Source organism: Bradyrhizobium ferriligni, from assembly GCF_056837965.1.
The window spans coordinates 84,654-108,008 of sequence record NZ_JBXEJO010000007.1; the positions used below are offsets into that span (position 1 = coordinate 84,654).

21 protein-coding genes are annotated in these 23,355 nt (G+C 65.6%); 15 read left to right on the forward strand and 6 right to left on the reverse strand.

Annotated features, from left to right (window positions below; translation table 11 throughout):
- Window positions 1-110: 110 nt before the first annotated feature.
- Window positions 111-1,613 (reverse strand): hypothetical protein, encoded by a 1,503-nt coding sequence (locus AC1VNY_RS05760; RefSeq protein WP_482404471.1) that lies wholly within the window; start codon window positions 1,611-1,613, stop codon window positions 111-113.
- 394 nt (window positions 1,614-2,007) lie between these two features.
- Here AC1VNY_RS05760 and AC1VNY_RS05765 point away from each other — a divergent pair, with 394 nt between their 5' ends.
- Both AC1VNY_RS05765 and AC1VNY_RS05770 read left to right on the forward strand, forming a co-directional pair.
- Complete coding sequence (locus AC1VNY_RS05765) at window positions 2,008-2,682, forward strand: TetR/AcrR family transcriptional regulator (protein WP_026191806.1); 675 nt, start codon at window positions 2,008-2,010, stop codon at window positions 2,680-2,682.
- Window positions 2,683-2,765: 83 nt separating this feature from the next.
- Window positions 2,766-3,194 carry an OsmC family protein gene (locus AC1VNY_RS05770; RefSeq protein ID WP_482404472.1) on the forward strand — a complete coding sequence of 143 codons (429 nt, stop codon included), beginning with the start codon at window positions 2,766-2,768 and terminating at the stop codon, window positions 3,192-3,194.
- Window positions 3,195-3,271: 77 nt separating this feature from the next.
- Here the strand turns inward: AC1VNY_RS05770 and pyk are convergent, their stop codons facing one another.
- Both pyk and AC1VNY_RS05780 read right to left on the reverse strand, forming a co-directional pair.
- On the reverse strand, window positions 3,272-4,708 hold the full coding sequence (pyk, locus tag AC1VNY_RS05775) for a pyruvate kinase (protein ID WP_482404473.1): 1,437 nt from the start codon (window positions 4,706-4,708) through the stop codon (window positions 3,272-3,274).
- A complete protein-coding gene (locus AC1VNY_RS05780) occupies window positions 4,705-5,313 on the reverse strand; it encodes a DUF1036 domain-containing protein (RefSeq protein WP_482404474.1) in 609 nt (202 codons plus the stop codon). The genes pyk and AC1VNY_RS05780 overlap by 4 nt, the downstream gene beginning before the upstream one ends.
- Before the next feature lie 196 nt (window positions 5,314-5,509).
- Here AC1VNY_RS05780 and AC1VNY_RS05785 point away from each other — a divergent pair, with 196 nt between their 5' ends.
- The 3 genes from AC1VNY_RS05785 (at window position 5,510) to AC1VNY_RS05795 (ending at window position 8,177) form a co-directional block, all read left to right on the forward strand.
- Window positions 5,510-5,812 (forward strand): DUF1244 domain-containing protein, encoded by a 303-nt coding sequence (locus tag AC1VNY_RS05785; protein WP_482404475.1) that lies wholly within the window; start codon window positions 5,510-5,512, stop codon window positions 5,810-5,812.
- A gap of 174 nt (window positions 5,813-5,986) precedes the next feature.
- Complete coding sequence (locus tag AC1VNY_RS05790) at window positions 5,987-6,259, forward strand: DUF2312 domain-containing protein (RefSeq protein WP_016841616.1); 273 nt, start codon at window positions 5,987-5,989, stop codon at window positions 6,257-6,259.
- Between the two features lie 154 nt (window positions 6,260-6,413).
- Complete coding sequence (locus tag AC1VNY_RS05795; RefSeq protein WP_482404476.1) at window positions 6,414-8,177, forward strand: adenylate/guanylate cyclase domain-containing protein; 1,764 nt, start codon at window positions 6,414-6,416, stop codon at window positions 8,175-8,177.
- Window positions 8,178-8,213: 36 nt separating this feature from the next.
- Here the strand turns inward: AC1VNY_RS05795 and AC1VNY_RS05800 are convergent, their stop codons facing one another.
- The 3 genes from AC1VNY_RS05800 to AC1VNY_RS05810 all read right to left on the reverse strand — a co-directional run bounded on the left by AC1VNY_RS05800 (window position 8,214) and on the right by AC1VNY_RS05810 (window position 14,140).
- Window positions 8,214-9,812, reverse strand: coding sequence for a peptidoglycan L,D-endopeptidase MepK (locus AC1VNY_RS05800; protein ID WP_482404477.1), 1,599 nt, complete (start codon window positions 9,810-9,812; stop codon window positions 8,214-8,216).
- A 265-nt stretch (window positions 9,813-10,077) separates the two neighbouring features.
- A complete protein-coding gene (locus AC1VNY_RS05805; protein WP_482404478.1) occupies window positions 10,078-12,345 on the reverse strand; it encodes a L,D-transpeptidase family protein in 2,268 nt (755 codons plus the stop codon).
- A gap of 307 nt (window positions 12,346-12,652) precedes the next feature.
- The gene (locus tag AC1VNY_RS05810; RefSeq protein WP_482404479.1) at window positions 12,653-14,140 is read right to left on the reverse strand and encodes a sigma-54-dependent transcriptional regulator; all 1,488 of its coding nucleotides are present in this window, start codon (window positions 14,138-14,140) and stop codon (window positions 12,653-12,655) included.
- A gap of 142 nt (window positions 14,141-14,282) precedes the next feature.
- Between AC1VNY_RS05810 and AC1VNY_RS05815 the strand changes: the two genes are divergently transcribed.
- The 10 genes from AC1VNY_RS05815 (at window position 14,283) to AC1VNY_RS05860 (ending at window position 23,353) form a co-directional block, all read left to right on the forward strand.
- Complete coding sequence (locus tag AC1VNY_RS05815; protein WP_482404480.1) at window positions 14,283-16,214, forward strand: M3 family oligoendopeptidase; 1,932 nt, start codon at window positions 14,283-14,285, stop codon at window positions 16,212-16,214.
- Between the two features lie 240 nt (window positions 16,215-16,454).
- Window positions 16,455-16,607, forward strand: coding sequence for an aa3-type cytochrome c oxidase subunit IV (locus tag AC1VNY_RS05820; protein WP_016841611.1), 153 nt, complete (start codon window positions 16,455-16,457; stop codon window positions 16,605-16,607).
- A 146-nt stretch (window positions 16,608-16,753) separates the two neighbouring features.
- On the forward strand, window positions 16,754-17,878 hold the full coding sequence (locus tag AC1VNY_RS05825; protein ID WP_482404481.1) for a Re/Si-specific NAD(P)(+) transhydrogenase subunit alpha: 1,125 nt from the start codon (window positions 16,754-16,756) through the stop codon (window positions 17,876-17,878).
- Between the two features lie 11 nt (window positions 17,879-17,889).
- On the forward strand, window positions 17,890-18,207 hold the full coding sequence (locus tag AC1VNY_RS05830) for a proton-translocating transhydrogenase family protein (RefSeq protein WP_016841609.1): 318 nt from the start codon (window positions 17,890-17,892) through the stop codon (window positions 18,205-18,207).
- A 43-nt stretch (window positions 18,208-18,250) separates the two neighbouring features.
- Entirely contained in the window at window positions 18,251-19,648 is a 1,398-nt protein-coding gene (locus tag AC1VNY_RS05835; RefSeq protein WP_018268744.1) for an NAD(P)(+) transhydrogenase (Re/Si-specific) subunit beta, read from the forward strand.
- A gap of 13 nt (window positions 19,649-19,661) precedes the next feature.
- Complete coding sequence (locus AC1VNY_RS05840) at window positions 19,662-19,832, forward strand: hypothetical protein (RefSeq protein ID WP_482404482.1); 171 nt, start codon at window positions 19,662-19,664, stop codon at window positions 19,830-19,832.
- Between the two features lie 15 nt (window positions 19,833-19,847).
- Window positions 19,848-20,666: an alpha/beta hydrolase gene (locus AC1VNY_RS05845; protein WP_482404483.1), complete on the forward strand. Its 819-nt coding sequence runs from the start codon at window positions 19,848-19,850 to the stop codon at window positions 20,664-20,666.
- 54 nt (window positions 20,667-20,720) lie between these two features.
- Complete coding sequence (locus AC1VNY_RS05850; RefSeq protein ID WP_482404484.1) at window positions 20,721-21,818, forward strand: calcium:cation antiporter; 1,098 nt, start codon at window positions 20,721-20,723, stop codon at window positions 21,816-21,818.
- A 36-nt stretch (window positions 21,819-21,854) separates the two neighbouring features.
- Window positions 21,855-22,139: a cupin domain-containing protein gene (locus AC1VNY_RS05855; RefSeq protein WP_194456620.1), complete on the forward strand. Its 285-nt coding sequence runs from the start codon at window positions 21,855-21,857 to the stop codon at window positions 22,137-22,139.
- Window positions 22,140-22,414: 275 nt separating this feature from the next.
- Window positions 22,415-23,353: a hypothetical protein gene (locus AC1VNY_RS05860; RefSeq protein ID WP_482404485.1), complete on the forward strand. Its 939-nt coding sequence runs from the start codon at window positions 22,415-22,417 to the stop codon at window positions 23,351-23,353.
- The last annotated feature ends 2 nt before the right edge of the window (window positions 23,354-23,355 follow it).

A 23,355-nucleotide genomic window follows, 5' to 3' on the forward strand; every position in this document is an offset into this window, starting at 1 on the left:
GGATGCACGGCCCGGCCGGTGGCCGTCGATCCTTCGAGACGCGCTACGCGCTCCTCAGGATGACGGAACTGATAGTGCCGTCGCAATTCAGGAGAATACTACGGCGCGAATTATTTCGAGCCTTCGACAACCGCCGCCGCGCCGGCCTTGGTCTCGTCCGAGCGCACATGGATCACGGCGATGTCGTCCTTGTACAGCCGCTTCCAGCCCTTCAGATGATCCAGTGCGTTGCCGGCCGGCGAGTCCGAGCTCAGCAGCGTGGCATCGATCCGGTATTTGTCGAGCAGATCCAGCAGCTGGCCGACGTCGCGGGCATCGAGCGCATCGTAATAGTCGAGCACGAATTGCTCGCCATAGAGCTCGGCGCGGCCGTCGATGAACACCTTCATGTCGCGGCTCACCATGTAGCCGCCGAACGGCGCGGTGCTGAACACGCGCTGCGCCTTGTGCTGCTGCAGCACGTCGACCGCGGCAACGGGCGAGAACATCGGCAGGAATTTGAACTGATGCTGCGCGACAAACATCGCCGTCGTCACCCACGCGCCGATCACCATCGCGATCACAGCCAGGATCGTGACGAGCGGGAATGAGCGCGTTTCACCGAAGCGGGCGGCGGTGGCGCCTGCCGTTCCCCATTGCTCGGCGATCGGCTTGGCGAGCACCAGCGGAGCGATGAACGCGAACACCTCGATGTTGCGGACATGGCTCAGCGCCATCCAGATCAGCCCGAGCAGCAGCAGGATCCGCGGCACCGACAGCGTCAGCCTGCGATAGCAGATCAGGCCGATCAGGCCGAGCAGCGTGGCTTCGAAGAAGCTGGGCTTGCTGAAATCCGCCGGCTTCCATTCCCCGATCAGCGTCAGCAATTTGCCGAGGCTGAGGATCTTGGTCGCGCCCAGCAGGCTATTCCAGCCATAGGGCGTCACGCAGCTCACGGCCAGCGCGGCGAAGCCGAACAGGCCCCATCGCACGACAAGCTGACGGCGGCGGCCGGGCTCCGCGTTCCACACGGCCTCCAGTCCGATCGGCCCGATCAGCGCCAGGCCGAGAACAAAGCCGCCATGCAGATTGGCCCACAACGTCATCAGCGGCAGCAGCCACCATGACGGTGAGGTGCGGCGATCCGCGGCCGCGAGCAGGCCGCCGATGAACGCCAGCAGCACCGGCAGCGCCAGCACATGCGGCCGCGCCAGAAAGTGGATCGTCGACAACAGCAGCGCCAGCGCCGCGATCAGGAGCGCGCGCGCCGGATCGAAATACGGGCTCAACAGATGCAGGAAGATCGCGACCGTCGCGCCGATCGCCATCGACGACAGGATCACCGGTCCGGCCCAATCGCCGCCGTAGACGAGCGCGTACGCCACCTGCGACAGCCACGAGCTCGAGATCCAGGGCTCGCCGAAACGGGTGAACGAGAACACGTCCGATGTCGGCATCGCGCCGTGTTCGAGGATCCACTGTCCGACCCTGATCTGCCACATCGTGTCGGAATCGCGCAGCAGGATTTCGCCGGCCGCGAGATAAAACAGATAGGCGCCCACGGCGGCGCACAGCGGCACCAATTCTCGCGCCGCGCTACGGCTGCTCACGCTGCTGGTGATGGAGAGTGACATGCGCTTTCTTGCTTGTTTCGGCCGAGGCATCCAGAGCCAACGCCACGCGTGACGCCAGCGCGCACTCGACCACGGCTTCCGATAAATTCGGGTAAATGCCGCAGCGGCATCGCGCGCATGCGCAAGATCAGATGTCTCGATTTCGAGCGATCGCCTTAGCCGGCGATTTACCATCGTGGCCCTGATCCGGCCGGGGAGGGGTCGGAGCGCGGCCGGCTCAATCAGAGGTGGTACCAGAGGTTGCAAAAAATCCTTACAATTCCAGCTTGTCATTCAGTCTGAATAGTTGTTCACTTCTTCAGACGATTGCGGGATCAATCGTTCAAAACGTTGAAGACTCGTGTGTTCTGCCGGTGGGCGCCGGCCGGGGCGCACGGCGGGGGGACGGAACGCCATGGTTTACCGGCGAACTCATCAGGTCGTGAAACGGCTGGCCGCGCGGCGCAGCGCCATCCTGTCGGCTGCGCGGGACGCGGCGGCGGCGGGCGGCATGGCGGCGGTCCAGATCGCACCCGTTGCGGTGCGAGCCAATGTCGCGGCCGGAACGGTCTACCGCTATTTCCCGTCGAAGGCCGAGCTGATCTCGGAATTGATCACGGAAGTCTCGCGCGACGAGCTCACCGCGATCCGGCGCGCCGCCGATGCCGCGCCAGGGCCGTCATCGGCGCTCGCCGCCGCGGTGACGACGATCGCGGTCCACGTGCTGTCGCAACGCAAGCTCGCCTGGGGCATTTTGGCCGAGCCGGTCGATGTCGACGTCACCGCCTCGCGCCTCGCCAGCCGCCGCGATATTTCCGGCGAGCTTGCCATGCGCATCGATGCCGCGGTGCGCGCCGGACACCTGCCGGCGCAGGACACGGCGCTGGCCGCCACCGCCTTGCTCGGCGCGCTGCACGAGGCGCTGGTCGGCCCGCTGGCGCCGGCCAATCTCGACGATCCGATCAAGCTGCGTGACGCGGTGCAGACCGTGACGCTGCTTGCGCTGCGCGCGGTCGGCGTGATGGACGCACGCGCGCGTGGCCTCGTGGTGCAGGCAACGACCCCGGCGAAGGCGCTGGTCGGCGCCTGAGGCCAACACGCGCGAAGAACACTTCTGTCGCAATGGCGTTGTAGTTTTGCGGGCTGGGTTCAACCAACCTCACGGAGCAACGCATGACGACGACCCACGGCTCGGCCAAATGGCAGGGCGGCATCAAGGACGGCAAGGGTGCGATCTCGACCAAGAGCGGCGCGCTCTCGGATTACCCCTACGGCTTCGCCAGCCGCTTCGAGGGTAAACCGGGTTCGAACCCGGAGGAGCTGATCGGCGCGGCGTATGCCGCCTGCTTCACGATGGCGCTGTCGCTGATCCTGGGAGAAGCCAAGCTCACGGCGGAGCATCTGGAGACCAAGGCGGATGTGACCCTGGAGAAGGTCGCCGATGGCTTCGCCATCACCGCGGTGCATTTGACGCTGTCGGCGAAGATCCCGGGCGCCGACAACGCGACGTTCCAGGAACTGGCCGGCAAGGCGAAGGCCGGGTGTCCGGTGTCGAAGCTGCTCAACACCAAGATCACGCTCGACGCGTCGTTGCAGGGTTGATTGCCGCGCGGCGGGTTGGCGCGTCTTCGAGCGAAGCGGGCACCGGTTCGCGTGAAGACAACGCGTCAAACAAGAATCTAGAGCTGCGCGTCGCCCCTCGGGCCGACCGAGGCGATGCGCAGCATGTTGGTGGTGCCGGGCGCGCGCAGCGGTACGCCGGCGACGATGATGACGCGCTGGCCGGCCTTGGCAAAACCGTCGCGGAACGCAATCGAGCCTGCGCGGTCGACCATGTCGTCGAGATCGTGCGCGTCCTCGGCGACCACGCAATGCACCCCCCACACCACCGACAGCTTGCGGCCGGTGACGAGGTTCGGCGTGATCGCGACCACCGGCACCTTGGGCCGCTCGCGCGCCACCCGGATCGCGGTCGAGCCTGACGACGTCCAGCAGATGATCGCCGACAGGTCGAGCGTCTCGGCGATCTGCCGCGCGGCGTCGGCAATGGCGTCACCCACCGTCGCTTCGGGATCGACGCGCTGCGCGTTGATCACGTTGCGATAGGTCGGGTCACGCTCCACTTCCTCGCCGATGCGGTTCATGGTCGAGACCGCCTCCACCGGGAATTTGCCGGCGGCGGATTCCGCCGACAGCATGATGGCGTCGGCGCCTTCGTAGACGGCGGTGGCGACGTCGGAGACTTCGGCGCGCGTCGGGACCGGCGCCTGGATCATCGATTCCAGCATCTGGGTTGCGACCACCACCGGCCGGCCGGCGCGGCGCGCCATCCGGATCATCTGCTTCTGCAGGCTCGGCACCCGTTCCAGCGGCAGTTCGACGCCGAGATCGCCACGCGCCACCATCAGCGCGTCCGACGCTTCGATGATGTCGGCAAGGCGGTCGATCGCCTGCGGCTTCTCGATCTTGGCCATCACGGCGGCGCGGCCGCGGATCATCTTCTTGGCCTCGATCACGTCCTCGGCACGCTGCACGAAGGACAGCGCGACCCAGTCGATCCCCTCCGGCAGCGCGGCTTCCAGGTCGGCGCGGTCCTTTGCGGTCATCGCCGACACCGGCAGATCGGTATCGGGCAGGCTGACGCCCTTGCGGTCCGACATCTTGCCGCCGATCACGACGCGCGTGACCGCGCGCTCGGGCGAGGTTTCCTCGGCGATCAGCCGCACCTTGCCGTCGTCGAGCAACAGCGCATGGCCCGGGCGGAGCGCGGCGAGGATCTCCGGATGCGGAAGCTGGACGCGGTTGTTGTCGCCCGGCGTCTTGTCGGAATCCAGAACGAAGCTCTGGCCGTTCTTGAGCTGGGTCGAGCCTTCCGCGAACGAGCCGAGCCGCAGCTTCGGCCCTTGCAGGTCGACCAGGATGCCGATCGGCCGGCCGTAGCTCGATTCGACATTGCGGATGGTCTTGACCAGCTCCCGCATCTTGTCATGCGGGGTATGGCTCATGTTGATGCGGAAGACGTCGGCGCCCGCCTCGAACAGCTTGCGGATCATCGCGCTGTCTGAGGAGGCCGGGCCGAGCGTTGCGAGGATCTTGATTCGACGCAGTCGTCTCATTGTTTGTTTCCGGGTGGTGCGGCTGGCGGCAGACCAGACGCGCCCGGAGGCGCTGCGCCCGGCGGCGGGTTGGGCAGGCCCGGCATCGCCCCAGGACTTCCTGGACCCACGCCGCCCGGCATTCCCGGTACTTTCTGCGGCTGTTGTTCGTTGGCTTCGGTCAGCTGGACGGTCCATGCACGCTGCTCGCCGGTGTCGACCTCGAAGAAGCCGGTGCGGTCAAACCCGCGTGCCAGGCAATTTTCGGTGCCCTTGATGGTGAATTCCTTGTCGCGCGAGCACATGAAGGCCTGGCCGGACCATTCGCCGCCGCGATCATAGTCGAGAGCGTAGATGTAGTAGTAGCGCGCCACAAGGTTGCCGCGCAGCAAGGTCTCGCAGGTGCGCGACGACACGTTCCACCAGCCCTCGGTGGTCCACCCCTCGGCGTCCTTGTAGCCGAGCGCGATGCCGACGCGGCTCGAGGTGTTGTTGCAGAGCCGGAAATCGGCGGCCGCCGGACTCGTCCACAGGCAGGCCGCGACAAGCGCCAGCACCGGCAGGAGGCCGACCAGGATCAGGCGGATATTGCGGGGAGCTAAGGCAAGGGAATCTGTTGGGCTCATGCAGCGAAGCTATATCAAATCATGGACGATTTCGCGTGCCCGGCCGGCACTGTCAACGGGCGGGCGCCCGTCTGCGACGCTGCTGGACCGTGGCCGGGGTGGCCGGACCGGTCCGTTCTGCGCGCGGATATGGCAAAATCTGTGACAATTCCCACCTGATATCAATATGGTGAGCGCGACACACGGGATCACGATCATGAGCATTGACGACAAAACCAGAACGGAACTCGAGGCCGCGGTCTTCCGGCGTCTCGTCAGTCACCTGCGCAACCGCACCGATGTGCAAAACATCGACCTGATGAACCTCGCCGGCTTCTGCCGCAACTGCCTGTCCAACTGGATGAAGGAAGAGGCCGACGCCAAGGGCCTTGCGGTGAGCAAGGACGAGAGCCGTGAGGCGGTCTACGGCATGCCGTATGAGGAATGGAAGGCGAGGCATCAGGGCAGCGCGACGCCGGAGCAGCTCGCGGCGATGAAGAAGGCCCAAAGCGGGCATTGAACCTCAGCTTGTGTGACGTCAGTTCCGCGGCCGTCCGCATCTCCTGTGGGCGCGCTGTGGATGAGCGCGATGTTTCCTTGACGGAACGCGCGCCAAAATCGAGGGTCGCCCGCAGCAAGCGGTGCGCGAGGCGCGTATTCGCGTAACATTTCAATACCTGTTCAGGAGTGCGCGATGGCCACCACGTCTGCCGCCGTCAAGGAAGAGCCCGCAACGCGATTTGCCAAGGACCAGCTCAAGTCCATCATCGAGCGCATCGAGCGGCTGGAAGAAGAGAAGAAGACGATCTCGGACGACATTCGCGACGTCTATGCCGAGAGCAAGGGCAACGGGTTCGACGTCAAGGCACTGCGCGCCATCATCCGTCTGCGCAAGCAGGATCCGAATGAGCGCCAGGAGCAGGAGACGATCCTGGAGACCTACATGCAGGCGCTGGGGATGCTCTGAGGCGGCCCAGCCGCCACTCCTGCCGGGCGTTCGCCAAGGCGCTCCAAGCCCCCCACGGCTCAGGTCGATGCTCCCGGAAGGCCTCCTGTCGAGGCTTGGGTGAAATCCCGGGATTTGCTACACTGCCGGCGAGGTAACCGGGCAGATCGTTCAGATGGACGTGCCAGGACCAGAGCGCCGGCTCGCTGCGGTTCTCGCCGCCGACATGGTCGGCTATAGCCGCCTGATGGAGGCTGACGAGACGGGCACCCTTGCGCGCCTCAAAACCCATCGGATCGAGCTGATCGATCCGGCCATCGTCAAGAATCGCGGCCGCATCATCAAGACCACCGGCGACGGCCTGCTGGTCGAATTCCACAGCGTCGTCGATGCGGTGCTGTGCGCGGCCGAGGTCCAGAGCCGGATGGCGAAGCGCAACGCCGACGTCGCGCCGGCGCGCTGGATGCAGTTTCGCATCGGCATCAACCTTGGCGACGTGATCGTTGACGGCGCCGATATCTTCGGCGACGGCGTCAACGTCGCGTCCCGCCTGGAGACGCTGGCCGAGCCCGGCGGCATCTGCATTTCCGCCGCGGTCCGCGATCAGGTCGGCGACCGCCTGGAAGATCTGAGCTTCGAGGATCTCGGCGACCAGACCGTCAAGAACATTGCGCGCCCGATCCGGGTTTTTCGCGTCCATCTCGAATCCGGTGCCAGGCTCGTTCCGGAGCACCCGGGTGGGGTGGCCGCCCCTGTGGTCGCCAAGAAGCCCTCCATCGCCGTGCTGCCGCTCGTCAACATGAGCGGCGATCCCGAGCAGGAATTCTTCGCAGACGGGCTCACCGAGGACATCATCACCGAGCTGTCGCGCTTCCACGACCTGCTGGTGATCTCGCGCAACTCGACCTTCGTGTACAAGGGCAAGGCCGTGAAGGTGCAGGACGTCGGGAAGGAATTCGCCGTCGACTACGTGCTGGAAGGCAGCGTGCGGAAGGCGGGCGGCCGGATCCGCGTCACGGTGCAGCTGATCGACGCCGTGGCCGACCGGCACGTCTGGGCCGAACGCTATGACCGCGAGCTTGCCGACATCTTCGCCATCCAGGACGAGATGACGCGCGCGATCGTAGCGACCCTGCCGGGGCGCCTCGAGGCTGCCGCGCATGACCGCGTCAAGCGCAAGCCGACCGACAACATGGCGGCCTATGAGTGCGTGCTCGCCGCCAAGGTGCTGCATCATCGCTCGGCACGGGACGACAATGCGGAGGCGCAGCGCCTGCTCGAGCGGGCCATCGTGCTCGACCCGAACTATGCCCATGCCCACGCCTGGCGGGCCTGCGTGCTCGGCCAGACCTGGGTCTACAACTGGTGCACCGACCGCGACGCGACCATGGCGCAGGTCGCCGCCGAGCTCGAGATCGCGCTCAAGCTCGACGACAATGACAGCGACGTGCACCGGATCCTCGCCGCGCTGAACCTCAACCGCGACGACCACGACAAGGCGGCCTTCCACCAGGAGCGCGCGCTCGCGCTGAACCCGAATTACGACCTCGTCGTCGTGCAGCAGGGCGAGCTCCTGACCTGGCTCGGGCGGCCCGAGGAAGGCATCGACTGGATCAAGCGGGCGATGCGCCTCAATCCGTTCCATCCGGAGCGCTTCTGGAGCCATCTCGGCCGAGCCTGCTATTGCGCCGAGAAATACGCCGATGCCGCCGAGGCGTTCTCGCGGATCACACGCCCCGACCACACCCATCACGCCTTCCTCGCGGCGACCTTCGCGCAAATGGGCAACACGGTGGCGGCCTCCGCCCACGCCGCCGAGGTGCTGAAGCGCGAGCCGACCTTCTCGGTTGCCGAGCACCTGACAACCCAGCGCTACAAGTGCGAGCCCGATCGGTCGCGTTACGAGGCGGGCCTGGTCAAGGCAGGGCTGCCGGCCTGAACCGGCGGAAAGCTATCTTGTCGGTGGAAGCGCGGCTCAGCGCAGCGAGGCGGTGCGGAGTACGAAGGACTGGGTCGTCAGGAGGGCGGTCGCCGAGCCCGAGAAGCGGTCGCAGGTCATGCCCATCATCGGATCTTCCGAGAAGGTCATGACGACGGCGGCCTGCGGCTTCACGAAATGAGTCCGCATCATCGTCATGTCGGTATCGCCAAGCACCGTGGTCAGCATGGCATTGCTCGCGCTCGGCGCCAGCATCACCACGCGCATCCAGATATCGTTACCCCTGGCAGCCGAGATCCGCGCGGAGGTGGTGATCACGCCCTGGCTCGGTGCGCCCTTGGCAACGACGGTGTTGATTTCGGTGCTAGGAGCCGCGGCATTGCGCGTCGGGCGCACGTTGCGCGGGATTGGCGCGGTCGCTGCGACGATGTTGGCGCGATCGACCGGTGAGGCCGCCGCCGGCGCATAGGCCAGCGCCTTGTTGAAGTTTTCGGTCGTCGTGCTGGCAGTGGTCTGCGGATCGCTACCGCCGACCGCCTCGCGGGCCTTCAGCGCGGCAATCTGCGCCGCCGACGCCTGCTTCGGCGCCTCACCCTCGTCACCCCAGAAGCCGCGGGCATTGATGATGTCGGCAGGGGATTGCGGCGCGGTGTTCTCGGCCACCTGCACCATTTGCACCGCGGGCTTCGCCTTCGGCATCGGGACGAGTTGGGCGTCGGCGGCGGCGAGCTGGATGGCGGCGGCGAACTGCGGCTTGGCGCGCGGCAGCGGAATCGGATCGGCGGATTTGGCGGGCGCGGCGGCAGCCACCACGGTGTTGGCGGCGGGCTTGTCGTTCACGCTGGCCGCGCCTTCGTCTTCATCGTCACTCGACTTGCCGCCACCGAACAGCTTCGCGAACAGGCTCGGCTTGCCGACGGTCGCGGCATCGTCACCATTGCCGCGGCGCTCGATGTCGGCCTTGGCGAGCTCATAGCCCTTGAGCGGCGTGCCGTCGGTCGGGACATGGACGGTGCGGCCGTCGGGGAACACCCTGACCAGCTGCTCGCGGGTCATGCGCGGCCAGTGGCGGATGCTGCCGGTGTCGAGATGGACGAACGGCGAGCCCGAGGTCGGATAGAAACCGACGCCGCCGCGCTGCAGGCGGAGACCCGCGTAGCGGATCTGCTCCAGCGGCACGCCCGGGATGAAGAAGTCCATCGCATGCCCCAGCATGTGCTGGCTGTGGCGCGCGACGCCCGAGGAGCGGCGGCGGAGCATGGCGTTGGTGGCAGGGGCGCGATAGGCGGAGATGATCTGGATCGGCTGCTTGCCGCCGACGTCGTTATAGACGTCCCACAGGATGTCGAAGAGGTGACGGTCCATCACCGTTTCATCCTGGGAGCGCCAGTCGCGCAGGAAGTGGTTGAGCTGCTTCAGCGCGCCTTCGTCGTAGCGGCCCTCGCGCTTGAAGGTGACGGTGAGGTCTTCGCCGGAATGGGTGTGGTGGAAGGAGAGGGTGCGGGTCTGGTTCAGCGCGGTGGCATCGTGCACCGATCCCGCGCCCGCCAACAGCAATAGCGCAGTCAGGCCGACTTGGTATCCGGCCTTAGGCAACGACAGCGGATTGCAGCGGCGTGCGAAGACAGCCAGCACTATGAGCCCACCCAGTCGACGAGCGTTCGGTCGGCATCTTTCGCAGACCCCCTGCGGAAGACGGTGAACGCTTTCTTAAAGCGGGAGGGTTAACCGAGGTTTACCGACCCGCCCCCAAGTTAGGCTTAACTAACTGGGCGACTGTGGCAAAAGATAGCCCTGCTCCCCAGCCGAGACCCGAAATGGTTAACGTAAACGATCTCGCCTTTTGAGCGAGATCGTTGATTTTGCTTCAAAATTTATCCCAATCGGGCGGAAATGCAGATTAGCGGGTGATCACCCGGCGCTGCTGCTGGGCCTGCCCACGACGGATCGGCTGCGGCTCCGGCTGTCCGAATCCCCCGAACAGGCGCTCGAAGAAGTTTGGTCCGGAGGAGCCAAAGCCGTTGTCGCCGGCGACATTGACGCCGGCGGGCAGGCTGCTGCTCGGCGGACGCGAGTAGCTCGGCTGGGAGTGCGCCACCACGGTCTCGAGATCCTTGCCGCGGCTGTTCCTGAGCAGCGACAGCATGGTGGCGTCGCGGCCGTAAACGTCCCTGCGGAATTGCAGCTTGCCGGCGTCGTCCACGAACGCGGTCTGGTAGGTGATGTTCACCGGGATCGGCGTCGGGAATTTCAGGTCGACCTCGCTCGAGCCGTACATGCTGCGGATTCGCTCCGGCGTGTAGTGCTGGTTCGGCTCGGTGATGTTGAGCAGGACGGCGGCGTACTGATCGGGATTCTGCACGCGCATGCAGCCGTGGCTGAAAGCACGCTCGTCCTTTGCGAACAGGTACTTGTCCGGCGTGTCGTGCTGATAGACCAGGAACTTGTTCGGGAAGTTGAAGCGGATGCGGCCGAGCGCGTTGGCTTCACCCGGCGGCTGCGAGATGTGGATCGAGCCGTCGCGGTTGCGCTCGAGCCTGAGGCCCATGCGCTGCAGCACCGTCGGATCCTGCTGCAGGGCCGGCAGATACTCGTTGTAGATGATCGACGGCGGCACGTTCCAGGTCGGATTGACCGTGATGTACTTCATCGTCTCGGTCAAAAGCGGCGTGGCATGCTGGCCGGGCTTGCCGGTGACGACCCGGGTGGTCCAGACCGGCGCGCCGTTCTGCATCACCTTCAGCGTGTAGTCCGGGATGTTGAGGATCACATAGGCGTTGCCGACACTGGCAGCGCCAAGCTGGCGTGGCAGCCAGCGCCAGCGCTCCATGTTGACGATCACGGTGTCGATCTGCCGATCGCGCTTCGGATTGTTCAGCGCCTTGACCGTGCGCTCGTCGAGAACGCCCGTCGGCTTGAGGTCGACGCTGCTCTGGAACTTCTCCACGGCTCGCGCGACCGTCGCGTCATACTTGGTGCTGTCGGCATCCTCGGTGATGCCGAGCTTGTTGCGCAGGTCCGGCACGCGCGGATCGTCCATCTCAACCGCAGCCTGCTTCTTGCGCGCCGGCAAATATTTCAGCGTCGGGCCGTCCGCGATCGTGATGACCGGACCGTCGCCCTGGCCACGCAGCTCGGCGAGCTTCTTCTTCAGCTCCTTGTAGAGCTTCTGCTGCGGGTTATAGCCGTCGAGCGCGGCGGAGGCGTCCTTGGCGGAGGTCACATTGGCGAACACTTCCGCCGGATCGATCGGGTGCTCAGGATAGAGAATGTCCCCCGACACCTGCGACCAGTGCATGCGGCCGCTCTGGGCCTGGCGGGCATAGTCCAGCATGCCGGCCGCGAGCTTCAGCTCGGCGTCGGCCAGCGCGTCCGGCGAGGTCGCCGCGGCGAAATCCGGCGCCGGATAGTCTGACGCATCGAGGCCGTCGGCGGCCGCGTCTTTCAGGCGTGCGATGACACCCTTGCCGGCGTCGGTGAGCTTGCCGGCCTTGGTGAAGACCGGTGCGTAGTCGCGCGCCGAGTAGAATTTCTCGGCGGCGGCGCGCTCGTTCTTGCGATCGAAGGTGCGCAGCGACTTGCTGGCGAGCAGTTCGCGCAGCTTGTCGGCAACCGGCTGATCCTCGGCGGCAACGTTGCTCGCTGCCTTCGCCGGTTCGCTCGCCGGAGCTGCGGCGGTCGCGGGAGCAGGCGCTGTTGCCGGCGCCGCGGCCGTTGCAGGCGCGGGGCTTGCGGCAGGCGCGGTGGCAGTTGCAGGGGCGGGGGCCGCTGCCGCCGGCGGCGCGACCGCGGTATCGGTCTTCGGCGCATCGGCGGGCTTCGGCTCGACCGCCTTTGCAGTCGCGCTCGGCTCTGCCGGCTTGGCGTCGACCGGCTTTGTCTCAGCAGGCTTGGCCTCGGTGGCTTGCGCATCCGCTGGCTTCACGTCGGCCGGCTTGGCTGCATCGGGCAGCGCTGCGGTGGTGTCGGCCTTGAAATCGCTTGCGGTGGGGGGCGGCACGTTGGCCGGTTCGGGGCGCGGGATCGCCGCGTCGATCGCGAGTTCCGAAGCGCTGGAGTGCGGCGTGTCCTGCGCGAGGGCCGAGGTCGCGGACACCGTGAGGAAGGTTGCCGCGACGGCCATCAATACGCGGTCAAATCCTCGACGGTTGTTCGAACAGTCACGCATCGTCACACCCCCTGGGTGAAACTGCCCCTCGTCAAACCGGAACAGTTCAATTCAGAATTTGGTTTCATAGCTTGCGCGAAGCGCCGGCCTCTCGATCGACTCGCACGCCTGCACACAACGAACGCAGACGATACATTTGCCCCTCTCATGCAGCCAGCGCCATGCGGGGCAACTCACGACAAACTGACCTCGAAGCAGCTGATTTCGCTCCGGGCCGTGCGTTTTTGCCACGCGGCACAGCCTTTGTCTGTCACCGCCACGACACGGTTCAAAAGGTTCCCTGGTATGGCCCTGTCGGCCTTGAGGGTTAAGTGGCGTCGCTTGCGCGCGCGCCGGCCGCAGCTTCGTCGAGCTTGCGATAGAGCGTCGAGCGGCCGATCTTGAGGCGGCGCGCGACCTCCGACATCTGTCCGCGGTAATGCGAAATCGCGAAGCGGATGATCTCGTTCTCGAGATCTTCTAAGGGGCGGACCTCGCCCGCCGCATTGAGCATCGCGAGGCCGCCGGCGGTGGGGAGGGAGGCAGCAACCGGTATTTCATTACCGGAAATCATCGCGGGGGCCGTGGAGGGCGACACCACCAGCGGCTCGCCCTGCAGCGATTTGCCCTCCGGCACCGGATGCGTTCCTTGCGGGAAATCGGCGAGCCCGAGCTGGTCGCCGTCGCTCATCACCACGGCGCGATACACCGTGTTCTCGAGCTGGCGGATGTTGCCCGGCCAGTCGAGCTGCGCGAGGTGCGCCATCGCCTCGCCGCTGATGCCGGTGATGTTGCGGTTTTCCTCGGCGCAGAACCGCGCCAGGAAATGCCGCAGCAGATGCGGGATGTCTTCGCGCCGCTGTCGCAGCGCCGGAATGGTCAGCGGCAGCACGTGCAGGCGATAGAACAGGTCCTCGCGGAACTGGCCGCCTTTCACGAGATCGAGCAGCTTGCGGTTGGTCGCCGAGATGATGCGAACATCGACCTTGACCGGCTTGCGGCCGCCGACCGCCTCGACGGTGCCTTCCTGCAGCGCGCGCAGCAGTTTCACCTGCGTGGCCAGCGGCAATTCACCGACCTCGTCGAGGAACAGCGTGCCGCCATGCGCTTCGACGAATTTGCCCTGGTGGCGCTCCGTGGCGCCGGTGAAGGCGCCCTTCTCGTGGCCGAACAGGATCGATTCGACGAGATTGTCCGGGATCGCGCCGCAATTCACCGCAACGAACGGCCTGGCCTTGCGCTCGCCGCTGCCGTGAATCGCGCGCGCGAACAGTTCCTTGCCGACGCCGGATTCGCCCTCGATCAGCACCGGGATCGTCGAGGACGCGGCCTTTTGCGCGGTGCGCAGCACCCCGGCCATCGCCTCGCTGCGGGTGATGATGTCGGAGAAGGTCAGCCGGCCCTCGCGGCTGTGGCGGATCCGCTGCAATTCGCCCTTCAGCGCCGAGGCGTTGAGGGCGTTGCGCAGGGAAACCTGCAGCCGCTCGAAGCCGACCGGCTTGACGACGAAATCCTGGGCGCCGGCGCGCATCGCCGACACGACATTGTCGATGCCGCCATGCGCGGTCTGCACGATGACCGGGACGGTCAAACCAGTTTCACGAATTTTTGCGAGGACTCCAAGACCGTCGAGGCCCGGCATCACGAGGTCGAGCACGACGGCGTCAATCGCCTGCGTCTCGGATGCGGTCAGGGCCGCGATCGCCGCGTCGCCACTGTCCACGACGAGGGGCTCATAGCCGCACTTCTGCACCATGTTTTCAACCAAACGGCGCTGTACTGCGTCGTCATCGGCGATCAAAATGGTGGCAGCCATGGTTTTCCCCGCACGCTACGTTTATTTGTCTCGAATCGGGGCAATGTCGCCGATGCCGATTAACGCACTCTTAAATGTTGCAAACCCGCATTCATTCCGCCGCCGCCGACATCTTTCCGACTGAACTAAGGTTACGAACAAGATGACCTCGCGCTCCAAAACTGCATCCAACAAGTCTGCCCTCAGCAAGTCTGCTCTCAGCAAGGCCGCCCTCCGCAAGGAAGCCGCGTTGCGCAAGACGGCCGCGCAACGCAAATCGTCCGCAGGCGGCCCGGCGGCGAAAAAGGCAGCCAGCAAGACCGGCAAGCTTCCGGAATGGAATCTGGCAGATCTCTACTCCGGTATCGATGCGCCTGAGGTCGCACGCGACTTGCAGAAAATGGACGCAGATTGCGTCGCGTTTGAGACCGACTACAAGGGCAAGCTTGCCGAAAATACCGCCAAGGAGGGCGGCGGAAAGTGGCTGGCCGAGGCGATCAGGCGCTATGAGGCGATCGACGATCTGGCTGGTCGCCTCGGCTCTTACGCCGGCCTCGTCCATGCCGGCGACAGCGTCGATCCCGCGATCTCGAAATTCTACGGCGACGTCTCCGAGCGGCTGACCGCGGCGTCGGTGCATCTGTTGTTCTTCTCGCTCGAGCTCAATCGCGTCGACGATGATGTGATCGAGCGCGCGATGGCCGAACCCGAACTCGGCCATTACCGGCCGTGGATCGAGGATCTGCGCAAGGACAAACCGTACCAGCTCGAGGATCGCGTCGAGCAGCTGTTTCACGAAAAGGCGCAAAGCGGCTATGCGGCCTGGAACCGGCTGTTCGACCAGACCATCTCCGGCCTGCGTTTCAAGGTCGGCGGCAAGGATCTCGCGATCGAGCCGACGCTGAACCTGCTGCAGGACAAGGCGGGGGACAAGCGCAAGGCTGCCGCGCAGGCGCTCGCCAAGACCTTCAAGGACAATGAGCGCAGCTTTGCGCTGATCACCAACACGCTCGCCAAGGACAAGGAAATCTCCGACCGCTGGCGCGGCTTCCAGGATGTCGCGGACTCCCGCCATCTCAACAACCGCGTCGAGCGCGAGGTGGTCGATGCGCTGGTCGCCTCGGTGCGCGCGGCCTATCCGAAGCTGTCGCACCGCTATTACGCGCTGAAGGCCGGCTGGTTCAAAAAGAAGAAGCTGCCGCACTGGGACCGTAACGCCCCGCTGCCGTTCGCGGCGACCGGCACGATCGCCTGGCCCGAGGCGCGCAACATGGTGCTGTCGGCCTATAGCGGCTTCTCGCCCAAGATGGCCGCGATCGCGGAGCGCTTCTTCGACGATCGCTGGATCGATGCGCCGGTCCGTCCCGGCAAGGCGCCCGGCGCGTTCTCGCATCCGACCACGCCGTCGGCGCATCCCTATGTGCTGATGAACTATCAGGGCAAGCCGCGCGACGTGATGACGCTGGCGCATGAGCTCGGTCATGGCGTCCATCAGGTGCTGGCGGCGAAGAACGGCGCGCTGATGGCGCCGACGCCGCTGACGCTGGCGGAAACCGCAAGCGTGTTCGGCGAGATGCTGACCTTCAAGCGGCTATTGTCGCAGACCAGGAACGCCAAGCAGCGCCAGGCGCTGCTCGCGGGCAAGGTCGAGGACATGATCAATACCGTGGTGCGGCAGATCGCGTTCTATTCATTCGAGCGCGCGGTTCATACCGAGCGCAAGAACGGCGAACTCACCGCCGAGCGGATCGGTCAGATCTGGCTCAGCGTGCAGGGCGAGAGCCTGGGGCCGGCGATCGAGATCAAGCCGGGCTACGAGACGTTCTGGATGTACATTCCGCACTTCATCCACTCGCCGTTCTACGTCTATGCCTATGCGTTCGGCGATTGCCTCGTGAACTCGCTCTATGCGGTCTACGAGCACGCGTCCGAAGGCTTTGCCGAGCGCTATCTCGACATGCTCGCCGCCGGCGGCACCAAGCACTACTCCGAGTTGCTGCAGCCGTTCGGGCTCGACGCCAAGGACCCCAAATTCTGGGACGGCGGCCTGTCCGTCATCGCCGGCATGATCGACGAGCTGGAAGCGATGGGCTGAGGCCTATCCGCCCCATGCTGTCCCTGGGCTGAAGCCGGCGGTTTTGCGCCGGACGGCATGATCTTTCCTTGGCGTCGGCGCTGGGGAGATCAATCCGGCCCGGACGCGGCCGTTGCCGGGCCGCCCGGATCGGGCACGATTTGCGCTTCAAATCGCCCGATCGGGACCGCGCCGTTGCCCTGCCTACCCGTTTGCGGTAATGGCTCGCGGAGGAACGCGAATTTCTGACTGGGGACAGCGATGGCAGACCATAGCGAAGTGGCCTACACGACCGCCGACGGCAACGATTACGTGGCGCATGAGCAGACCTATGAAGGGTTTATCATGCTGGTCAAATGGGGCACCATCAGCGTCGCCATTATTCTCGCCCTGATGGCCTATTTCCTGGTCTGATCCTTAAGATCGGCTAGCGGCGCCGCCGTCCCGCGGCGGTGCCGGAATTCCTGTCGAACCCGGATGTGTAAAAACCGGGTATCCAAATCTGGCGAAAATAACGCTAGTTTGAAGACGCGTGCGCCGCTCGCGCCGCCGGAGGGCCCATGAAGATTGCCGTTGCCAAGGAAATTGATCCGTCCGAGCCGCGGGTTGCGGCCTCGCCCGATACCGTGAAGAAGTTCAAGGCACTCGGCGCTGAGGTCGCGGTCGAGCCGGGCGCGGGCATCAAGTCGGGCCTTCCCGATTCGGAGTTCACCGCCGTTGGCGCCACCGTCAGCGCGGACGCGCTCAACGACGCCGACATCATCATCAAGGTGAAGCGGCCGGAAGCCTCCGAACTCTCCAAATACAAGCGCGGCGCGCTGGTCATCGCGATCATGGATCCCTATGGCAACGAGGCCGCGCTGAAGGTGATGGCCGATGCCGGCGTGTCCGCCTTCGCGATGGAATTGATGCCGCGCATCACCCGCGCGCAGGTGATGGACGTCCTGTCCTCGCAGGCCAATCTGGCCGGCTACCGCGCCGTGATCGAGGGCGCCGAGGCCTTTGGCCGCGCCTTCCCGATGATGATGACCGCTGCCGGCACCGTTCCGGCCGCGAAGGTATTCGTGATGGGCGTCGGCGTCGCCGGCCTGCAGGCGATTGCGACCGCGCGGCGGCTCGGGGCCGTCGTCACCGCGACCGACGTGCGCCCGGCCACCAAGGAACAGGTCGAATCGCTCGGCGCGAAATTCCTCGCCGTCGAGGACGAGGAGTTCAAGAACGCGCAGACCGCCGGCGGCTACGCCAAGGAAATGTCCAAGGAGTACCAGGCCAAGCAGGCCGCGCTGACCGCCGAGCACATCAAGAAGCAGGACATCGTGATCACGACCGCGCTGATCCCGGGCCGTCCGGCACCGAAGCTCGTCACCGGCGAGATGGTGAAATCGATGAAGCCCGGCTCGGTGCTGGTCGATCTCGCGGTCGAGCGCGGCGGCAATGTCGAGGGCGCCAGGCCCGGCGAAGTGGTCGAGACCGACGGCATCAAGATCGTCGGCTACACCAATGTCGCCGGTCGCGTCGCGGCGTCGGCCTCGGGGCTCTACGCGCGCAATTTGTTCTCGTTCATCGAGACGATGATCGACAAGGCCAACAAGGCGCTCGCGGTCAATTGGGACGACGAGCTGGTGAAGGCCACCGCGCTGACCAAGGACGGCGCCGTCATCCATCCCAACTTCCAGCCGAAGTAAGGAGAGAAGCCATGGAGCATCTCGCGCAGGCCGTCGATCCGTTCGTGTTCCGGCTGTCGATTTTCGTCCTCGCCGTGTTTGTCGGCTATTTCGTGGTGTGGTCGGTGACCCCGGCGCTGCATACGCCGCTGATGAGCGTGACCAACGCGATCTCCTCGGTGATCGTGGTCGGCGCGCTGCTCGCAGTCGGCGTCGGCATGGTCTCGAGCGGTTCGGGCTGGGCCCGCGGCTTCGGCTTCGTCGCGCTGATCTTCGCCTGCGTGAACATCTTCGGCGGCTTCCTGGTCACCCAGCGCATGCTCGCGATGTACAAGAAGAAAGCCAAGTGAGCGGCAATCACCTCGGGGTGATGAGGATTTTGGGGGACCTGAGATGAGCGCCAATCTCTCTGCACTGTTGTATCTCGTGGCGGGGGTGCTGTTCATCCTGTCGCTGCGCGGCCTGTCGAGCCCGGCGTCGTCGCGCCAGGGCAACATGTTCGGCATGATCGGCATGGCGATCGCCGTCGGCACCACGCTGGCGAGCCATCCGCCGGCCGACGGCGTGGCCTGGGTGCTGGTCATCCTCGCCGTCGCGATCGGCGGCGGCATCGGCGCCGTCATCGCGCGCCGGGTGCCGATGACCTCGATGCCCGAGCTCGTCGCCGCATTCCACTCGCTGGTCGGCATGGCCGCGGTGCTGGTCGCCGCCGGTGCGTTCTATGCGCCCGAGGCGTTCGACATCGGCACGCCCGGCAACATCCATCCGCAGAGCCTGGTCGAGATGTCGCTCGGCGTCGCGATCGGCGCGCTGACCTTCACCGGCTCGGTGATCGCGTTCCTGAAGCTGTCGGCCCGGATGAGCGGCGCGCCGATCATCCTGCCGTTCCGTCACGTCATTAACATCGTGCTGGCGCTGGCGCTGGTGTTCTTCATCGTCGGCCTCGTGATGAGCGGCAGCGCGCTTGACTTCTGGCTGATCACCATCATCGCGCTGGCGCTCGGCGTGCTGATGATCATTCCGATCGGCGGCGCCGACATGCCGGTCGTGATCTCGATGCTGAACTCGTACTCCGGCTGGGCTGCGGCCGGCATCGGCTTCACGCTCGGCAATTCGGCACTGATCATCACCGGTGCGCTGGTCGGCTCCTCCGGCGCGATCCTGTCCTACATCATGTGCCACGCGATGAACCGCTCGTTCATCTCGGTGATCCTCGGCGGCTTCGGCGGCGAGACCGCGGCGGCCGGCGGCGGCAGCGGCGAGCAGAAGCCCGCCAAGCTCGGCTCGGCGGATGACGCCGCCTTCATCATGAAGAACGCCTCCAAGGTCATCATCGTGCCCGGCTACGGCATGGCGGTGGCGCAGGCACAGCACGCGCTGCGCGAGATGGCCGACATCCTGAAGAAGGAAGGCGTCGAGGTGAAATACGCCATTCACCCGGTCGCGGGCCGCATGCCCGGCCACATGAACGTGTTGCTCGCTGAAGCAAACGTGCCCTATGACGAGGTGTTCGAGCTCGAGGACATCAACTCGGAGTTCGCCCAGGCCGACATCGCCTTCGTGATCGGCGCCAACGACGTGACCAACCCGGCGGCGGAAGAGGACAAGACCTCGCCGATCTACGGCATGCCGGTGCTGCAGGTCTGGAAGGCTGGCACCGTGATGTTCATCAAGCGCTCGCTCGCCTCGGGCTATGCCGGTATCGACAACCCGCTGTTCTACCGCGACAACACCATGATGTTGCTTGGCGACGCCAAGAAGGTCACCGAGAACATCGTCAAGGCGATGTAGGCGGTAGGTAGCGATGACGTTGAACCGGGAGTGGCATCGAGCGCATCGCATGCCGCCCCGGGCAACGCGCGAGCAACGCATCAAGTGGCACGTCGCGCATGCGGCGGCGTGCGCGTGCCGGCGGGTCCCCGACAGCATCAAGGCGGACGTCGAGAAGCTGCGCAAGCTCCGCGGCAAGACATAGCCGCGGCCACCGCTGATGGCACTGGCACTCGCAATCCTGAAATGGCTCCTGATCGCCGCGTTCGTCATCTATCTCGGCGGGCTCGTGGCGCTGTATGTCAGGCAGCGCGAACTGCTGTTTCCGATCCCGCCGGTCGGACGGACCGCGCCGGCAGCCGCGGGGCTTCCCGAAGCGGAAGAGCATGTCCTGACCACTGACGACGGCGAGAAGGTCTTCGTCTGGCACGTGCCGGCGAAGCCGGGCCGGCCCGTCGTGCTGTTCTTCCATGGCAACGGCGATTTCCTTGCCGGGCGCGTGGCGCGCTTCAAGGCCATCACGGCCGATGGCACCGGGCTGGTGGCGCTGTCCTTTCGGGGTTACGCGGGGTCGAGCGGGTCTCCGAGCGAGCAGGGACTGCTGCAGGACGCCGCGGCGGCTTACGCCTTCACCACCGCGCGCTACCGCGCCGAGCAGATCGTGGCCTGGGGATTCTCCCTCGGCACGGGCGTTGCGGTTGCGCTCGCTGCCGAACATCCGCTCGGCAAGCTGATCCTTGAGGCGCCGTATACGTCGACGGCCGACGTCGCCGGCGCGCATTTCTGGTATGTGCCGGTCAGCCTCTTGATGCGCGATCAATTCCACTCCGACCGGCTCATCGCGCAGGTCAAGGCGCCGCTTCTGATCATGCATGGCACCGACGATCCGGTGATCCAGATTCGCTTCGGCGAGCGTCTGTTCGGCCTCGCCCATGAGCCCAAGCAATTCGTGCGACTGCCCGGTGGCGGGCACGACAATCTCGACGATTTCGGTGCGATGGCGACGGCGCGGCGGTTTATCGATGCCGCAAGAGGCTGACGGCGGCGATTGTCTGTCGCATAATCGCGCCATCGAAGTGAGGGGACCCCTACGATGAGCGCACACGGACCGATGCCGCGGTCGGCCTGGCTGTATCCCGTTCTGGCGGTACTGTTGTTTGCCGCGGTCACGGCCACCGGCTACAGCTTCGCGCCGTCGGCCGGGGGCTGGGTGTTTGCGGCGGTGCTGCTGGTCATTCTGTTCGGCACCGTGTTCGCGGCGGTCCACCATGCCGAGATGATCGCCGAGCGGATCGGCGAGCCGTTCGGCACATTGCTGCTGACGCTCGCGGTGACGATCATCGAGGTGGCGCTGATCTCGACGATCATGCTGGGCGATACGCCGGCGCCGACCTTGGCCCGCGACACGGTGTTTGCGGTGGTGATGATCGTCTGCAACGGCCTGGTCGGGCTCTGCATCTTCATCGGCGGCTTGCGCTACAAGGAGCAGGATTTCCAGATCACCGGCGCCAACCTTTACCTCAGCGTGCTGTTCGTGCTCGCGACCATCACGCTCGATATGCCCAATTTCACGCTGACCTCTCCGGGCCCGGTGTTTTCCACGGCCCAGCTCGCCGTGGTCAGCGTCGTGACCGTGCTGCTCTATGCGGTGTTCCTCTACACCCAGACCATCCGTCACCGCGATTATTTCGTCAGCGGCGCCAATGAGGCGGCGGCGCATGGCGAGGTGATGTCGGACCGCATGACGGCGATCAGCGTTGCGCTGCTGCTGATCTCGCTGCTGGCGGTGGTGCTGCTGGCGAAGAAATTCTCGCTGGTGGTCGATGTCGTCACCGTCAAGATCGGCGCGCCGCCGGCCTTTGCCGGCCTGGTGGTGGCGGCCCTGATCCTGCTGCCGGAGAGCGTTGCCGCAGTGTCGGCGGCGCGCAAGAACGACCTGCAGAAGAGCATCAACCTCGCGCTCGGCTCGTCGATCGCCACCATCGGGCTCACGGTTCCCGCGGTGGCCGTAGCCGCCTATGCGCTCGACAAGCAATTGGTGCTCGGGCTCAGCAACCAGCATATGCTGATCCTGCTGCTCACCTTCATGGTCAGCATGCTCACCTTCGGAACCGGCCGCACCAACATCCTGTTCGGGCTCGTTCACATGGTGGTGTTCGCCGTGTTCGTGTTCATGGTTTTCGTGCCGTAGAGCATGATCCGCTCAAAAAACTTGGAGAGAATGACGATGCTCAGCGCCAAATCGGATGTGCAGGTGGATACCGCGGAGGTCCGCGTGACCGAATGGCGCCTCGCGCCGGGCAGCGCCACCGGCCACCACACCCATGAGATGGACTATGTCATCGTTCCGATCACGGCGGGCGAGATGACGATCGTGGCGCCGAACGGCGAGCGGTCGAAGGCGCAGCTCGGAGCCGGCAAATCCTATTTCCGCAAGGCCGGGGTCCAGCACGACGTGCTCAACGAGACGGCCAACGAGATCGTGTTCCTCGAGGTCGAACTCAAGCCCTGACGCGGCGCAAGAACCCTGCAAGCACCCGGCAAGGAACCCTGCACCCGCCGAATGGCAGGTCCGAGCCGGCGCGGCTGTGGAAATTCATAACCCGTTAACGGCTGCGCGATGATCTAGCAGGCGGATGCGGCCTGCGCAGGGGGCGCCTCCGGCTGAAACCAAAGCGACACCAAAGGTGACGTCGGAACGGGGGTTTGCCACCGATCCGACGCAGTTGATCCCTGAATGTGCCTCAAAGTTCCAGCATGTAATACCGGGGTGGGGAGTGGCAGGTCATGCTGAGTTACCTGAAGAAATTTGTGATGGACATCTTACCCTCGGTGGCAGCGACCATCATCGGGGCGTACATCGTTAATCACTACATCGTGGCCAAGCCCGAGGCGCCGGCAGCCGCAGCCGTGACCGCCGCAGTCGATCCCAAGGCAGATCCCAAGGCAGATCCGAAAGCCGCCGCCAAGCCCGCCACCGTCGTCAGCAGCCTCCCTGAAGCCGGCGTGAAGGCCAAGGGCATGTCCGAGCGCACGCTGATCGAGCGGTCGGCGTCCGAGAAGGCCACCGTCACCGAGAAGCCCGCCGAGAAATCGGCCGACCCCAAATCTGCCGATGTGAAGCCTGACGCGCCGGCCGATACCGCCAGCATCCCCGCCGACACCCGCCATCACCCGGCAGCGCCGAAGGCCGTCGCGAAGGTCACGCCAGCCGCGCCGCAGCCGGCCGCGCCTGCGACATCAGCCGCGCCGGTCGAGACTGCTGTGACGCCTGAGGAAAGCCGCGACGCCAACGACCTCGCGCGCGCCGCCATCGAGCGGCTGCGCAAGGAGCGTCCGCAGGAGGCGGCGCGTTCCCAGGACGCCACGCGTTCCCAGGACGCTACGCGTTCCCAGGACGCCACCCGCACCGATCTTGCCCGCCTGCCAGAGGCGCAGCGTCCGGCAGCCGCCTCGGCGATCCGGCCGTTGCCGCCGCCGATCATGGTGTCGAGCCCGTCCACTGACAATGTCGATCAATCCTCGCAGCCGCGTCCGCCCTACGCCGGCGGCCAGGACTCCAACCGGCTGACGCCGCCGGCCGACATTCCGGTCCCGGTGGTGCAGGCCCCGCTCGACCTGCGCGCCGAGGCGATCATGCCGGCGCAGAAGAACGAGCGCACGTCGGTGACCGACGACATGTTCTCCGGCATGAAGTCGATGTTCCACGCCGTCCTGCCGAAGTAGCC

Bases quoted from the DNA above. Each gene is read 5' to 3' on its own strand.
- AC1VNY_RS05760 (WP_482404471.1), bottom strand. From the start codon at position 1,613: ATGTCACTCTCCATCACCAGCAGCGTGAGCAGCCGTAGCGCGGCGCGA.
- AC1VNY_RS05765 (WP_026191806.1), top strand. From the start codon at position 2,008: ATGGTTTACCGGCGAACTCATCAGGTCGTGAAACGGCTGGCCGCGCGG.
- AC1VNY_RS05770 (WP_482404472.1), top strand. From the start codon at position 2,766: ATGACGACGACCCACGGCTCGGCCAAATGGCAGGGCGGCATCAAGGAC.
- pyk (WP_482404473.1), bottom strand. From the start codon at position 4,708: ATGAGACGACTGCGTCGAATCAAGATCCTCGCAACGCTCGGCCCGGCC.
- AC1VNY_RS05780 (WP_482404474.1), bottom strand. From the start codon at position 5,313: ATGAGCCCAACAGATTCCCTTGCCTTAGCTCCCCGCAATATCCGCCTG.
- AC1VNY_RS05785 (WP_482404475.1), top strand. From the start codon at position 5,510: ATGAGCATTGACGACAAAACCAGAACGGAACTCGAGGCCGCGGTCTTC.
- AC1VNY_RS05790 (WP_016841616.1), top strand. From the start codon at position 5,987: ATGGCCACCACGTCTGCCGCCGTCAAGGAAGAGCCCGCAACGCGATTT.
- AC1VNY_RS05795 (WP_482404476.1), top strand. From the start codon at position 6,414: ATGGACGTGCCAGGACCAGAGCGCCGGCTCGCTGCGGTTCTCGCCGCC.
- AC1VNY_RS05805 (WP_482404478.1), bottom strand. From the start codon at position 12,345: ATGCGTGACTGTTCGAACAACCGTCGAGGATTTGACCGCGTATTGATG.
- AC1VNY_RS05810 (WP_482404479.1), bottom strand. From the start codon at position 14,140: ATGGCTGCCACCATTTTGATCGCCGATGACGACGCAGTACAGCGCCGT.
- AC1VNY_RS05815 (WP_482404480.1), top strand. From the start codon at position 14,283: ATGACCTCGCGCTCCAAAACTGCATCCAACAAGTCTGCCCTCAGCAAG.
- AC1VNY_RS05820 (WP_016841611.1), top strand. From the start codon at position 16,455: ATGGCAGACCATAGCGAAGTGGCCTACACGACCGCCGACGGCAACGAT.
- AC1VNY_RS05825 (WP_482404481.1), top strand. From the start codon at position 16,754: ATGAAGATTGCCGTTGCCAAGGAAATTGATCCGTCCGAGCCGCGGGTT.
- AC1VNY_RS05830 (WP_016841609.1), top strand. From the start codon at position 17,890: ATGGAGCATCTCGCGCAGGCCGTCGATCCGTTCGTGTTCCGGCTGTCG.
- AC1VNY_RS05835 (WP_018268744.1), top strand. From the start codon at position 18,251: ATGAGCGCCAATCTCTCTGCACTGTTGTATCTCGTGGCGGGGGTGCTG.
- AC1VNY_RS05840 (WP_482404482.1), top strand. From the start codon at position 19,662: ATGACGTTGAACCGGGAGTGGCATCGAGCGCATCGCATGCCGCCCCGG.
- AC1VNY_RS05845 (WP_482404483.1), top strand. From the start codon at position 19,848: ATGGCACTGGCACTCGCAATCCTGAAATGGCTCCTGATCGCCGCGTTC.
- AC1VNY_RS05850 (WP_482404484.1), top strand. From the start codon at position 20,721: ATGAGCGCACACGGACCGATGCCGCGGTCGGCCTGGCTGTATCCCGTT.
- AC1VNY_RS05855 (WP_194456620.1), top strand. From the start codon at position 21,855: ATGCTCAGCGCCAAATCGGATGTGCAGGTGGATACCGCGGAGGTCCGC.
- AC1VNY_RS05860 (WP_482404485.1), top strand. From the start codon at position 22,415: ATGCTGAGTTACCTGAAGAAATTTGTGATGGACATCTTACCCTCGGTG.